This window comes from Salinibacterium sp. VpJ6 (assembly GCF_059767345.1).
Map to the genome: position 1 here is coordinate 103,506 of NZ_JBSOQL010000002.1, position 12,739 is coordinate 116,244.

The following is a 12,739-nucleotide window of genomic DNA, read 5'->3' on the forward strand; positions in this document are numbered from 1 at the left end:
CAGTTGGCGTGCTGAGGTTTATGGTGCGGTGGGGCGGCTGAGTAAGTGCACGTCAGCGGCGTTGGGGGTGGTGTTTTCGGGGCTCGGCATGGTGCTGCCGGGGAGGGCGGCGGCAGCGGCCCCGTGGGCGACAGCCTGGGCCAGTCGTCGTTCTGGGGCAGCACCGCGTTGGTCGGCCAAGAGGTAGCCGGCCAGGGAGGCGTCCCCTGCTCCGACGGTGCTTTTGGCAGCGACGGGAGGCATGGTGGCTCGCCAGGTTTCGTCGGCGGTCACGAGGAGTGCTCCGCGTGATCCGAGTGTGGCGAGTACGGCACGGCAGCCGCGAGCGACGAGGCTGAGAGCGGCGGCAGCGGCGGCATCCGGGTCGTCTTCAAAGGTGTCGGCTAGGCCGGTCATTTCGGCGAGCTCTTCAGCGTTGGGCTTGATGAGGTCAACGCCAATGCCTGATTCGATGAGGGCCTGCATCGGGGTACCCGAAGAATCGACGGCGATGCGCGGGCCGCCCCCGTCGGTAGCGGCGCGAATAGCCTGAACTACGCGAACATAGAAGTCGCTGCTCAGTCCGGGAGGAAGCGAGCCGGCAAGAACAACCCACTCGGCCCGGCGGGCGTGCGAGACCACGAGATCAATCAGCGCAGCATCGTCGTCGGCAGTGAGCTGCGGACCGGGCTCGTTGATTTTGGTGGTCGTGCCATCGGGCTCGGTGATCGTCACGTTGGAGCGCACGCGACCCGCGATCGGCAGGCCAGCGGTCGGCGTGTGCTCGGCGCGCAGGGCGACGAGCATCGGGTCAGAAGCATCACCGGGAAGCACGGCAATCGTGTCGAGTCCTGACGCAATGAGCGCTCGCGACACGTTGACGCCCTTGCCGCCGGGCTGCTCGCTGCTGGCTATCGAACGCTGCACTTCGCCGCGCTCGAGAGCGGAGTCGAGCTCGATCGTGCGATCGAGGCTCGGGTTGGCGGTGACGGTGACAATCATGCGATCACCGTTTCAACATCCGCGCGCTCGAGGGCAAGGGTGAGGTCGTCGTCGGGGGAATGATCGGTAATGATCGTGTCGACCTCTGAGAGCGAGGCGAAACTCATGAGGGTTTCGATGCCGAGCTTCGAGGCGTCGACGAGAGCGATGGCGCGACGCGAACCTCGAGTGAGCGCGCTCTTCACGGCCGCTTCGTCGGGGTCGGGCGTGCTGAAGCCGAAGTCGGCATGAACGCCGTTGGCGCCGAGAAAAGCAATGTCGGGGCGGATGCCCGAGAGCTGAGCAAGGGTGGCGGAACCAACCGCAGCCCCCGTGATGCCGCGCAGGCGACCGCCGATGAGCTGAACCTCGATGTGCGGGTTCTCGCTTACGATCGCAGCGATGGAGATCGAGTTGGTGATGACCGTCAGTGAACCGGTGGATGCCGCGGGCTGCCAGTCGCTCAAGTGCTGAGCCAGGCGGCTGGTCGTGGTGCCCGAGTCGATGCTGATCGCGCCCGTGAAGGTGGACGGAATGAGGGCCATCGCTGCCAGCGCTATGCGCTCTTTGGCGTCGGAGTTGCGGTCGGTGCGGGCGGCGACGCTTTCTTCAACCCGACTAATCCGAGCCGTCGAGACCGCGCCCCCGTGCACTCGGCGCAACACGCCTCGTGCTTCAAGCTGATCGAGGTCTCGACGGACCGTTTCGCTCGACACGTCGAACGTGCGAGCGAGGTCGATTACGGCGACGCGACCAGCTTCAGCAAGTTGTCCCTCTATGTGCTGTTGCCGCTCTTCTGCGTACATCCGTAATCTCCTTTGATTGTCAACGCACCCGACTGCGTTTCTGTGAGACTACGCGGCTTCGTCTGGCAATGCAACATAAATACAGAAAAAACCACAAACTCCCACATTCGGGAGTGCGGCATCCAGTGCTCCCAGCGAACGCGAGCACCCCCGACGTAATCAATCGGCACAGGCGAATAGAATGAAGGCATGTCTGCCGGCGACTCCTTCTACATTGCGACGCCCATCTTCTATGTGAACGACGTTCCCCACATCGGGCACGCGTATACGGAGGTGGCCGCCGACGTTCTTGCGCGCTGGCACCGTCAGCGGGGTGAAGACGCCTGGCTGCTCACGGGCACCGACGAGCACGGCCAGAAGATTCTGCGCACCGCCGTCGCCAACAACACCACGCCGCAAGAGTGGGCCGACCGCCTCGTTGCCGACTCCTGGCAGCCGCTGCTCGAGACCATCGACATCGCCAACGACGACTTCATTCGCACGACCGATGAGCGTCACGAGAAGGCCGTTGCCACGTTCTTGCAGCGCCTCTACGACGACGGCCACATTTACGCCGGTGAATACGAGGGCTATTACTGCGTCGGTTGCGAAGAGTACAAGCAGCTCGATGACCTCGTCACCGCCCCCGACGGTGAGTACAAGGGCCAACTCGTCTGTGCGATTCACTCGCGCCCCGTTGAGATTCTCAAGGAGAAGAACTACTTCTTCCGTATGAGCGACTTCGGTCAGAAGTTGCTTGACCTCTACGAAAGCCAGCCCGACTTCGTGCAGCCCGCGAGCGTGCGCAACGAAATCGTGCAGTTCGTCAAGCAGGGTCTCGACGACCTCTCTATTTCGCGTTCCAGCTTCGACTGGGGTGTCAAGGTTCCCTGGGATGAAACCCACGTCGTGTACGTCTGGTTCGACGCCCTGCTCAACTACGTCAGCGCCATCGGCTACGGCGTCGACGACGAACAGTTCGCCAAGCGCTGGCCCGCCGTTCAACTCGTCGGTAAAGACATCGCTCGATTCCACGCGGTCATCTGGCCCGCCATGCTCATGGCTGCTGGACTGCCCGTTCCCCGTGCTGTCTTCGGCCACGGCTGGTTGCTCGTCGGTGGCGAGAAGATGTCCAAGTCGAAGCTCACCGGTATTGCTCCGAGCCAGATCACCGACACCTTCGGTTCCGACGCCTTCCGCTACTACTTCATGAGCGCCATTACCTTCGGTCAAGACGGCTCCTTCAGCTGGGAAGACCTGAGCGCGCGCTACCAAGCAGAGCTGGCTAACGGCTTCGGCAACCTTGCCTCGCGCGTTATCGCGATGGTGAATAAGTACTTTGATGGTGAGATTCCGACGCTCGGTGAGCTCACGGCATCCGACGAAGCGATCATCGCGACGCAGAAGCGTGCCACCGAGAAGTCGAACGCATACATCGACACCTTTGCGATTAACGAAGCACTCTCGTCGGTGTGGCAACTCGTGGATGAACTCAACGGATACATCACCGAGCAGGAGCCTTGGGCGCTGTCGAAAGACCCCGCCAACCGCGAACGCCTCGGCACCGTGTTGGCCACGACCGTCAACGGTCTGGGCACGCTCGCCATTCTGTTGTCGCCGGTGCTGCCCAAGGCAACCGAAAAGCTCTGGACCGCCATCGGTGGTATCGGCGAATTGCGCGAGCAGCGCATCGACGACGCTCAGAACTGGTCGCACTCCGGTCGCGTCACGGCTCTCGAATCGTCGCTGTTCCCGCGCATTGAAGTGGATGCCGAGAGCGGCACGGCGTGACCGAACCGTTCATCAGGCAGCGTCACCGCAGCGCCGACGAGAAAGCCTCCGAGAAACTGCAGTACCCGCGGCTGCCCGAACCTCTCGGGGGCGTTGTCTACGACAATCACACGCACCTCGAGATCGCTGACGGTGGCCCTGACGGCGCGCTCGACTTCACCGAACACCTCGCCCGAGCCGCTTCGGTCGGCGTTCGCGGTGTTGTGCAGGTCGGCACGGATGTCGCCACGAGTCGCTGGTCGGCTGAACTCGCTGCCTCCAACCCACGCGTTCTCGCTGCGGTAGCAATTCACCCGAACGATGCTCCTGAGCTCGCTGCGGCGGGGGAGTTGGATGCCGCGCTCGCCGCCATCGACGAACTTGCCGCGCTTCCGCGAGTGCGCGCCATCGGCGAAACGGGTCTCGACTTTTTCCGCACGGATGACGAGGGCCGCCCCGCGCAATTCCGCTCTTTTGAAGAGCACATTGCGATTGCCAAGCGGCACGGCCTGGCGCTGCAGATTCACGATCGCGACGCCCACGATGACGTCATCGAGACGCTGCTGCGCGTCGGCGCTCCAGAGCGCACGGTCTTCCATTGCTTCTCGGGCGATGCTGCAATGGCACGCATCGCCGCCGACAACGGCTGGTTCTTGTCGTTTGCCGGAACGGTCACGTTCAAGAATGCGGCGAACCTTCGCGAAGCGCTTTCCGTGATCGATCTCGACCGCATCATGGTCGAGACCGATGCTCCCTATCTCACGCCGCATCCGCTGCGCGGCCGTCCGAATGCGCCGTACCTGATGCCGCACACGGTGCGCGCGATGGCAGCCCACCTCGAAATCAGCGAACTCGAACTCTCGGCGCAACTCGCTGCCACCACCGAGGCCGTCTATGGTTCGTGGGATACCGAACTTCCCGCGGGCATCGAACCGGCACCGGCACGCGGCGAGACGACCGCTGCATCCGTCTCGAGCGCACAGAATGTAGGCACGCGATGAATACCCTGCTCGGCCCCGCCGAGATCCGCGATCTCGCTGATCTGCTCGGCATCCAGCCCACCAAAAAGCTGGGCCAAAACTTTGTCATCGATCCCAACACGGTGCGCCGCATCGTCAAGGCCGCGCACGTCGTCTCGGGCGAAACGGTGGTCGAGGTCGGACCAGGGCTGGGCTCCTTGACGCTCGGAATTCTGGAGACCGGGGCATCCGTCGTCGCCGTCGAAATCGATAAGCGCTTGGCCGCCCAGTTGCCCATTACGGTGAGCCAGATGCAGCCGGATGCTCAGCTCACTGTCATCACCGAAGACGCTTTGCGCGTCACTGAGCTGCCCAACGAGCCCCGCGTTTTTGTCGCCAACCTGCCGTACAACGTGTCGGTTCCCGTGCTGCTGCATTTCTTGGAGCATTTCGATTCGCTCGACCGCGGTCTCGTGATGGTGCAGGCCGAAGTCGGCAATCGCGTCGCGGCCGGCCCCGGCAGCAAGGTCTACGGTTCGCCGAGCATCAAGGCTGCCTGGTACGGCGAGTTCTCCACCGCCGGTCTGGTTAGCCGCCAAGTGTTCTGGCCCGTGCCCAATGTCGACTCCGTGCTCGTGCGCTTCGAGCGTCGCGAACAGCCCGGCACGATCGAGGAACGTAAAGCAACGTTCGCCCTTGTGGATGCCGCGTTCCAGCAGCGTCGCAAGATGCTGCGTCAGTCGCTCTCCAGTGTGCTGGGCAGCTCAGCGGCCGCCTCCGAGCGACTCGTGGCGGCGGGTATCGCACCCACCGCGCGCGGCGAGGAACTCACGGTGCTCGATTTCCTTGCTATTGCGCGCGCTGCGTAACTAGCAAGATCACTTCGCCCGCTGCGGGCTGCGTCAGATCAGCCATTCCGTTTGGTGCCGAACGACGGTAAGTTGGCCTCATGTCGGAAGCAGCGAACAACACCCCCAGTGACCGCGACGTTCTGGAAGGAACGGGGCGGCATCCGGATGAATGGTTCGCATTTCTCGATATGGCCGGAGCGTCTCAATGGCAGCATGCCGAGTTCCTGAGCTGGTTTGAGGCCAATGCTGCTCATGTGAGCGCCGAGTGGGCAGAGTCGGTGACGGCCCGCTACGCGGCAGTTCGCGGGCTCAGTATTTCGAAGTAGTTTCACCAGGGTAACGAGACCTTCACGATTTTTCGTCGAGGCCCGTTATCCCCAGCCTGCGCACAGACCGGTACGTTCCACAAGGTAAGTTTGGATCATGACTACCGTCCCGGCAGCCTCCACAATGGTTCACGCTCGTGCCCCCGGCAAGATCAATGTCTTCCTCAAAGTCGGCGCGCTGCTCGATGACGGATATCACGACGTTGCCATCGCTTATCAGGCTGTTTCACTGTGTGAAGATGTGCGCGCTTTTCACGCCGACGACTTCTCGGTGTCGGTTACCGGCACCGTAGATCTTTCTCGTATGCCCACCGACGGCTCCAACATCGCCATCAAGGCAGCTCGGCTCCTCGCGCGCCGCACGGGCTACCGCGGCGGCGTTCGGCTCGAGATCGATAAGCACGTTCCTGTCACGGGCGGCATGGGTGGCGGCTCGGCGGATGCCGCAGCAACCCTCTTGGCCTGCGATGCGCTCTGGGGCACCAACATCTCTCGCGAAGAAATGCTCGGCCTTGCCAGCGAATTGGGTGCCGACGTGCCCTTCGCACTCACCGGCGGAACCGCTATCGGAACAGGTCGTGGCGACCAGCTCAGCCCTGCTCTTGCCAAGGGTCAGTTTCAATGGGTTCTCGCTCTTTCCGATGCGGGCCTCTCGACTCCCGAGGTGTACACGGCGCTCGATGAGCACCGCCAGCAGTACTCTCAAGACATCTTCCCGGCCGAAGTTGCCCCGTCGGTTGACGCCGATGTTCTGCAGGCGCTGCGTGCCGGCGACCCGCACATGCTTGCCGAGTGCCTCCACAATGACCTGCAGGCTCCCGCCCTCAAGATGGCACCGTCGCTTGCTGGCGTGATCGAACTCGGTGAGAAAAACGGTGCCCTCGCTGGTGTCGTTTCTGGCTCGGGCCCCACGGTTGCCTTCCTCACCGCTGACCTCGATTCGGCCCTCGAATTGCAGATCGCGTTGAGCGCAGCGCAAATGAACGTCGTGCGGGCGACCGGTCCGGTTCACGGCGCGCGAATTATTAACGACTAACCCGGCTAGGCTTGCCCGAATGGCACACCTTCTTGGCGCTGAGTCCCTTCATCTTGAATTTCCGACCCGCGTAATCTTTGACAATGTCACGATCGGCCTCGACGAGGGCGACCGTATCGGCATCGTCGGTCGCAACGGTGACGGCAAAACCACCCTTATGCGGATGCTTTCGGGCCGACTCGAGCCCGACGAGGGTCGCGTTACGCGCCGAAACGGTGTGCGCCTCGGCATGCTCGACCAGGCCGACGAACTCGATGGCACCAAGACCGTGCACGAGACCGTCATCGGCGATATCGACGAGCACGTGTGGGCGGGCGACCCCAAGGTTCGCGACGTCATTGCGGGCCTCGCCTCCGACATCCCGTGGGAAGCCAAGGTTGGCGACCTCTCCGGTGGTCAGCGTCGTCGTGTTGCTCTTGCCGCTCTGCTGATTGGTGACTGGGATGTCATCTTCTTGGATGAGCCCACTAACCACCTCGACGTCGAAGGTATCTCGTGGCTTGCGAGCCACCTCAAGCGTCGCTGGGGAACCAACGCCGGCGGGCTGCTGGTTGTCACTCACGACCGGTGGTTCCTCGATGAGATTTGTACCGCAACGTGGGAGGTGCACGATCGTCTGATCGAGCCCTTCGAAGGTGGCTACGCGGCCTACATTCTGCAGCGCGTGGAGCGTGACCGCATGGCGGCTGCCTCCGAGTCGAAGCGCCAGAACCTCATGCGTAAAGAGCTCGCGTGGCTGCGCCGAGGTGCTCCCGCGCGCACCACAAAGCCGAAATTCCGCATCGATGCCGCCAACGAACTCATCGAAAACGAGCCTCCCGCCCGCGACAGCGTCTCGCTGTCGTCGATGGCGATGCAGCGCCTCGGTAAGGATGTTGTTGACCTCGAAGACGTCACGGTCACCTATCAGGTCACTGACCCGGCATCCGGAACCACGGGCGAGAAGACCGTACTCAAGGACGTCACCTGGCGCATCGCTCCCGGCGAGCGCACCGGCATCCTCGGCGTCAATGGTGCCGGAAAGTCGACGCTGCTGTCGCTCGTCTCGGGAACCCTGTTGCCCACGAAGGGTCGCGTCAAGCGCGGCAAGACCATCAAGGTCGCGACACTCACACAGCAGCTCGCTGAGCTCGAAGACGTGTGGAACGAGCGCGTGAGCACCGTTATCGGTCGCCACAAGAGCACCTATGTTGCCGGCGGCAAGGAGATGACGCCCACCCAGATGCTCGAGCGCGTTGGCTTTACGAGCACACAGCTCTCCACCCCGGTGAAAGACCTCTCGGGTGGCCAGAAGCGTCGCCTGCAATTGCTGCTCATTTTGCTCTCGGAGCCGAACGTTCTGATTCTCGATGAGCCGACTAACGACCTCGACACCGACATGCTCGCGGCCATCGAAGACCTTCTCGACACCTACCCGGGCACCTTGCTCGTCGTGAGCCACGACCGGTACCTGCTCGAGCGCGTGACCGACCAGCAGTACGCCGTGATGGAGGGTAACTTCCGTCACCTTCCGCGTGGTGTCGACCAGTACCTCGAACTGCGCAACCAGCAACTCAAGGGCTCCTCGGGCAATGCTTCCGGTGCTGCTGCGGGTGCTCCGGATGCCACGGCCGCGAAAGCCAAGCCCAAGCTGGGCGGTGCCGAACTGCGCAACTCGCAGAAGGAGCACGCTGCTGCCGGTCGCAAGATCGCCAAGCTGCAGGGGCAGATCGCTGAACTTCACGAGCGCATGGCCACGCACGACCAGTCAGACTTTGCTGGTTTGGGTGCCCTCGTTGGTGAACAGCAGGCTCTGCAAGAGGCGCTCGACACTGTCGAGACCCGCTGGCTCGAACTCGACGAACTGCTCTCTTAGAACGCTAGCTAGCGTGCTAGGCCGCGACGGTCGGTAGTGCGACGTTGAGCCGGAACCCCTCGGGGAGCTGCTCGGCGTTCACGCCGCCGCCGTGGGCTTCCACGATGCCGCGCACAATCGCGAGGCCGAGCCCGGCGCCGGCCGAACCGCTCGACTCCTGCTCGGGAGTGCGCGCTTCGGTAGCGCGCCAACCGATCTCGAACATGTGACTGAGGTCTTCGCTGGCGACACCGCTGCCCTGATCGAGCACTGAGAGCATCAGACTCGACTCGTCGCGCTGGTCGGCGCTGACGAGAATCTGCGAGTTCGCCGGTGCGTAGCGGATGCTGTTGGTGAGCAGATTCACGACCACGCGCGTGAGCTCGTGCGGGTCGGCCCAGAGCATCCGTCCCTCCACCCCGGCATGGCTGATCTGGATGCCGCGAGCCGCAGCCAGCTGGCTGACGTCGGCAACGGCATCCGACACAATATCGAGCAGCTCGACGTTCTCGGGACGCAGCTTGAGCGTGCCGCTCTGGATGAGCGACAGCTCGAAGAGGTCGTCGACGAGTCGATTCATGGTGCCGACCTGGGCGCGAATCTGGCGCAGGTAGTCGCTCGGGTCTTCCACGACGCCCGCGTCGAGGGCCTCAGCGAGGGCGCTGATACCGGTCAGGGGAGTGCGGAGGTCGTGCGAGATCCAGGCGAAGAACTGGCGGCGCGACGCGTCAAGGCGAGCAATCTCGTCGCGGGCGGCGGCGAGACGCTCGGAGGCTTCGGAGAGCTGCACCGAGACTTCAGCGACCTCTTTCCACGTGTCGGAATTAGGGGCGACAACATCGCCGGCTCCAACCTGCGCCACGCTTTCGCGCAACTTGGCGAAGGCCCGGCGAACAGCACGCCCGCTCACGAGCGCGGCGAGGAGGCTCATCACTGTGGAGATGCCGACGACCCACAGCACGACCTGCAGATCGTGGGCCGAGAGATACATTTGCGCGGTCGCGACAACGGTAGTCACGGCGATTGAGACGATTGCGGCGATCACGACGACCGTGAACTGAAACGCAATCGAGCGCCGACGGCCTAGCCGCAGCGCGAGCAGCGCAACGAGCATCACGGCGGTTGTGCAGGCGGCGCACGTGCACGGTGACGGTAGAAGCTTCGCCAAAGCTCCAGCCCCACACCTCGCGCAGGATGTCGTCGCGGCTCAGCACACGTTCGGGGTTTTGCAGCAGAAAGAGAAACAGCTCGTATTCGCGGGTGGTCAACGTCATCTCGTTGCCGTCGAGCAAGATCTTGCGGTGCGCCGGGTCGACGCGAAACTGACCGAGCGTGAACGGTTCGGATGACACGTGCGAGCTGCGCGTTCGGCGCACCATCGCATCGACCCGCAGTTGCAGTTCGCGCAACGAGAATGGCTTGGCGATGTAGTCATCGGCACCGTGTTCGAGACCATCGATGCGTTCTTCCACGGCATCCAGAGCGGTCAGCATGATGATCGGCAGCTGTGGGGATGCCGCTCGTGCCTGTCGGCACAGTTCGTCGCCGCCGACGCCGGGCAGCATCCGATCGAGAATGAGCACGTCGGGTAGCGGGCCGCGCAGGGCATCGCGCGCCTGAATACCGTCGCTAATGCCCGTAACGGAATATCCCCGCCCGCGCAGCAATCCTCGCTCTCTCGCTCATGCTCAGTGCCTGCAGCGGTGCAGCGACCGACACCACGAGCAGCGAATCCACCGCCCCGGAGTCATCGCAGTCCGAGACTGTGGCTCCCGTTGACGAAGTAACGCGCACCGGTGAGTTCGCCGGCCAGGGCGACAAGTCGGTCGCGGGTACCGTCACGGTCAGCGACTCCGAGATCGTGCTCTCCGGGTACTCCTCGGACGAGGGCCCCGACCTCCACATTTACCTCACCAACGGTGACGATGAGGATGCCATTGCAGCCGGCATGCAGATCGACTCCGTCGTCTTCGATGAAGAGACCCAGACCTTCACCTTCGATGCCATGGATGTCTCCGGTTACGACACCGTCGTCATCTACTGCGACAAGGTCAAGGCAATCTTCGGATCCGCACTTCTCTCATGATGAACCGTGCGCTTTCCCTCGTCGCTTCCGTCATCACGGGAGCGGCGAGGGTGGGCCTCGGCATCCTGTGGCTTAACGAAGGTCTGTTCAAGCTCAAGGCAGGATTCGACGGGGCCGATATCGGACTCGTTGTAGACAGCACCGTCTCCAACAATCGCGTGCCCGACTTCTTCGAGGCATTCACCCCCACGTTCCTCGGGGGAGCCCCGGGCTTCTTCGGCTGGGCCATTCCCGCTCGTGAGGTCGGCCTTGGTATCGCCCTTATCGTCGGAGTGCTCACCCTTCCGGCAGCCTTGATGAGCGCCTTCACGTTGCTCACCTACTGGGCCGCCGACCAACTGATTGACGAGTACCCGATCATGCTGGCGCTCTCGATCGTTACCGCAGTCTTCGTGGTCAGCGCGTCACGACTGTCGGTCACGACAATCGTCGAGAAGCTCGTGCGACGCAAGAAGCCCGAAACCCGCTGGTTCTCGGCTCCGGTCCGGCGCTGGCTGTAGCCCCTTGCTGATGTCAGCCGCGGGGGCTGGCATCAGCAAACGGCTTTGGCTCTGGCTTTGGCTCTAACCCAGGGCAGCGACTCCTGCGGCGCGGGCGATTTCCACCGCGCCGTAGGAGAGCAGAGCAATAACGGCCCAGGAGATGAGCGCGACCACGAGAGCGCGCCCGCCGGTGCGAACGAGGTTGCCAATGCTGATCGACGCTCCGAGCCCGAAGAGGGCCATGCCGAGTACAAGCTCTTGGCCGTAGGCTGCTGCCTCAAGAAAACCGTCGGACAGCGGAACGAAGGTACGCACGAGAACGGCCGCCAAAAAACCAACAACAAACAGGGGCAGGATGGCGGGGCGCTTCACCTCGCCGCGATCAGTAGCGGGTTCACCAGCGGCGCTCGCAGCAGCAGCCTGCACTCGGTCAGCCCGCGCGGCAACAACGCCCGCCAGCGCCACCATCGGCGCGAGCATCGCGACCCGGGTGAGCTTCACAACGACGGCAACCGCGAGGGCGGTAGCTCCCGCGATTTGCGCGGTAGCGACGACCTGGCCGACATCGTGCACGCTCGCCCCCACCCACATCCCGAACTCAGCGGTGTCGAGACCGAGGAGCGGGCGTAGTGCTGGGAGTAAGGCGATGGCGAGAGTGCCACACAGCGTGACGAGCGCGATCGGGGTGGCCGTGTCGGAGTCCTTCGCGCGCGTGACACCCGCCATCGCGCCGATGGCCGAGGCGCCACAGATCGAAAATCCGGCTGCAATCAACACGGGCTGCTGGCCGGGGAGGCGCAGCATCCGGCCGAGGCCCCACGTAAAGAAGAACGTGATGACGACGATCGCGACAATCATGCTGAGTACGAGCCAGCCCAGTTCGGCAATGTTCACGAGGCTCAGTTTGAAGCCGAGCAAGACAACACCGATGCGCAGCAAACGACGAGCGGCAATCGCGAGCCCCGGCTTCACCTCGGCACGAACCGAACCGCGCCATGGCAGGGCGGCGAACAGGATGCCCAGCACCACACACGCGGTGAGCGTCGGGATCGCCGGCACCAGAAAACTGATGAGTACAGCGAGAGCGAAAGCGGCAAGTGCCAGACCGAGCCCGGGGGAGTTGCGGCGAAAAGCGGTCGGGACTTGCAGGTTATTCACCGTCGAGGCTCAACTTTCTGAGCAGGGAGCTCAATCGTTCTTGTTCCAGGGGAGACATGCGCGCCAGCAGGGCTGTCTCGTCGTGCACGAGTGAAGTGATGGCCTCATCGACGCGTTCGCGCCCACTAGCCGTCATGATCACAATCACTCCGCGACCATCATTGGGGTCGGTGCGACGCTCGACAAGTTTGCGGGCCACCATGCGGTCGATGCGGTTCGTCATCGTGCCGCTCGAAACCATTGTCTGCTGCACGAGAGCAGTCGGACTCAACTGGTACGGAGCGCCGGCCTTGCGCAGGGCAGAAAGCACGTCGAACTCCCACGGCTCGACGCCCGCGACAGCAAAAGCGGCCTTACGGGCGCGTTCGAGGTGCTTGGCAAGGCGACCGACACGGCTGAGAACATGCAACGGCGCAAAGTCGAGATCGGGGCGCTCGCGCGACCACGCTTCGACAATTCGGTCGACTTCGTCGCGTTGGGGCATCCGGTTAT

13 protein-coding genes and 1 pseudogene are annotated in these 12,739 nt (G+C 63.3%); 8 read left to right on the forward strand and 6 right to left on the reverse strand.

Annotated features, from left to right (window positions below; all coding sequences use genetic code 11):
- Positions 1–18 precede the first annotated feature (18 nt).
- Both ACWTV1_RS09500 and ACWTV1_RS09505 read right to left on the reverse strand, forming a co-directional pair.
- Positions 19–981, reverse strand: coding sequence for a 1-phosphofructokinase family hexose kinase (locus ACWTV1_RS09500; RefSeq protein ID WP_498505128.1), 963 nt, complete (start codon positions 979–981; stop codon positions 19–21).
- Entirely contained in the window at positions 978–1,766 is a 789-nt protein-coding gene (locus ACWTV1_RS09505) for a DeoR/GlpR family DNA-binding transcription regulator (protein WP_498505129.1), read from the reverse strand. Before ACWTV1_RS09505 ends, ACWTV1_RS09500 begins: the two co-directional genes overlap by 4 nt.
- A gap of 189 nt (positions 1,767–1,955) precedes the next feature.
- Here ACWTV1_RS09505 and metG point away from each other — a divergent pair, with 189 nt between their 5' ends.
- The 6 genes from metG to ACWTV1_RS09535 all read left to right on the forward strand — a co-directional run bounded on the left by metG (position 1,956) and on the right by ACWTV1_RS09535 (position 8,542).
- Positions 1,956–3,536: a methionine--tRNA ligase gene (metG, locus tag ACWTV1_RS09510; RefSeq protein WP_498505130.1), complete on the forward strand. Its 1,581-nt coding sequence runs from the start codon at positions 1,956–1,958 to the stop codon at positions 3,534–3,536.
- Positions 3,533–4,516: a TatD family hydrolase gene (locus ACWTV1_RS09515; RefSeq protein ID WP_498505131.1), complete on the forward strand. Its 984-nt coding sequence runs from the start codon at positions 3,533–3,535 to the stop codon at positions 4,514–4,516. Before metG ends, ACWTV1_RS09515 begins: the two co-directional genes overlap by 4 nt.
- Entirely contained in the window at positions 4,513–5,343 is an 831-nt protein-coding gene (rsmA, locus tag ACWTV1_RS09520; RefSeq protein WP_498505132.1) for a 16S rRNA (adenine(1518)-N(6)/adenine(1519)-N(6))-dimethyltransferase RsmA, read from the forward strand. Before ACWTV1_RS09515 ends, rsmA begins: the two co-directional genes overlap by 4 nt.
- An 80-nt stretch (positions 5,344–5,423) precedes the next feature.
- Positions 5,424–5,651 (forward strand): 4-diphosphocytidyl-2C-methyl-D-erythritol kinase, encoded by a 228-nt coding sequence (locus tag ACWTV1_RS09525; protein ID WP_498505133.1) that lies wholly within the window; start codon positions 5,424–5,426, stop codon positions 5,649–5,651.
- Between the two features lie 97 nt (positions 5,652–5,748).
- Positions 5,749–6,687 carry a 4-(cytidine 5'-diphospho)-2-C-methyl-D-erythritol kinase gene (locus ACWTV1_RS09530; protein WP_498505134.1) on the forward strand — a complete coding sequence of 313 codons (939 nt, stop codon included), beginning with the start codon at positions 5,749–5,751 and terminating at the stop codon, positions 6,685–6,687.
- Between the two features lie 19 nt (positions 6,688–6,706).
- Positions 6,707–8,542: an ABC-F family ATP-binding cassette domain-containing protein gene (locus tag ACWTV1_RS09535; RefSeq protein WP_498505135.1), complete on the forward strand. Its 1,836-nt coding sequence runs from the start codon at positions 6,707–6,709 to the stop codon at positions 8,540–8,542.
- A gap of 16 nt (positions 8,543–8,558) precedes the next feature.
- Here the strand turns inward: ACWTV1_RS09535 and ACWTV1_RS09540 are convergent, their stop codons facing one another.
- Positions 8,559–9,635 (reverse strand): sensor histidine kinase, encoded by a 1,077-nt coding sequence (locus tag ACWTV1_RS09540; RefSeq protein ID WP_498505325.1) that lies wholly within the window; start codon positions 9,633–9,635, stop codon positions 8,559–8,561.
- A 70-nt stretch (positions 9,636–9,705) separates the two neighbouring features.
- A pseudogene (locus ACWTV1_RS09545) lies at positions 9,706–10,188 on the reverse strand (response regulator transcription factor); the annotation flags it as partial.
- Positions 10,189–10,205: 17 nt separating this feature from the next.
- Between ACWTV1_RS09545 and ACWTV1_RS09550 the strand changes: the two are divergent.
- Both ACWTV1_RS09550 and ACWTV1_RS09555 read left to right on the forward strand, forming a co-directional pair.
- Positions 10,206–10,607 (forward strand): DM13 domain-containing protein, encoded by a 402-nt coding sequence (locus ACWTV1_RS09550; protein ID WP_498505136.1) that lies wholly within the window; start codon positions 10,206–10,208, stop codon positions 10,605–10,607.
- A complete protein-coding gene (locus tag ACWTV1_RS09555) occupies positions 10,604–11,107 on the forward strand; it encodes a DoxX family protein (RefSeq protein WP_498505137.1) in 504 nt (167 codons plus the stop codon). Before ACWTV1_RS09550 ends, ACWTV1_RS09555 begins: the two co-directional genes overlap by 4 nt.
- Before the next feature lie 63 nt (positions 11,108–11,170).
- Here the strand turns inward: ACWTV1_RS09555 and ACWTV1_RS09560 are convergent, their stop codons facing one another.
- Complete coding sequence (locus tag ACWTV1_RS09560; protein ID WP_498505138.1) at positions 11,171–12,247, reverse strand: YeiH family protein; 1,077 nt, start codon at positions 12,245–12,247, stop codon at positions 11,171–11,173.
- The gene (locus ACWTV1_RS09565) at positions 12,240–12,731 is read right to left on the reverse strand and encodes a MarR family winged helix-turn-helix transcriptional regulator (protein WP_100389650.1); all 492 of its coding nucleotides are present in this window, start codon (positions 12,729–12,731) and stop codon (positions 12,240–12,242) included. Before ACWTV1_RS09565 ends, ACWTV1_RS09560 begins: the two co-directional genes overlap by 8 nt.
- Positions 12,732–12,739: the final 8 nt, after the last annotated feature.

Excerpts from the sequence above, each read along its gene's own strand:
- ACWTV1_RS09550 (WP_498505136.1), top strand. The coding sequence starts at position 10,206 with ATGCTCAGTGCCTGCAGCGGTGCAGCGACCGACACCACGAGCAGCGAA.
- rsmA (WP_498505132.1), top strand. The coding sequence starts at position 4,513 with ATGAATACCCTGCTCGGCCCCGCCGAGATCCGCGATCTCGCTGATCTG.
- ACWTV1_RS09525 (WP_498505133.1), top strand. The coding sequence starts at position 5,424 with ATGTCGGAAGCAGCGAACAACACCCCCAGTGACCGCGACGTTCTGGAA.
- ACWTV1_RS09530 (WP_498505134.1), top strand. The coding sequence starts at position 5,749 with ATGACTACCGTCCCGGCAGCCTCCACAATGGTTCACGCTCGTGCCCCC.
- metG (WP_498505130.1), top strand. The coding sequence starts at position 1,956 with ATGTCTGCCGGCGACTCCTTCTACATTGCGACGCCCATCTTCTATGTG.
- ACWTV1_RS09500 (WP_498505128.1), bottom strand. The coding sequence starts at position 981 with ATGATTGTCACCGTCACCGCCAACCCGAGCCTCGATCGCACGATCGAG.
- ACWTV1_RS09565 (WP_100389650.1), bottom strand. The coding sequence starts at position 12,731 with ATGCCCCAACGCGACGAAGTCGACCGAATTGTCGAAGCGTGGTCGCGC.
- ACWTV1_RS09535 (WP_498505135.1), top strand. The coding sequence starts at position 6,707 with ATGGCACACCTTCTTGGCGCTGAGTCCCTTCATCTTGAATTTCCGACC.
- ACWTV1_RS09540 (WP_498505325.1), bottom strand. The coding sequence starts at position 9,635 with ATGCTCGTTGCGCTGCTCGCGCTGCGGCTAGGCCGTCGGCGCTCGATT.
- ACWTV1_RS09505 (WP_498505129.1), bottom strand. The coding sequence starts at position 1,766 with ATGTACGCAGAAGAGCGGCAACAGCACATAGAGGGACAACTTGCTGAA.
- ACWTV1_RS09555 (WP_498505137.1), top strand. The coding sequence starts at position 10,604 with ATGATGAACCGTGCGCTTTCCCTCGTCGCTTCCGTCATCACGGGAGCG.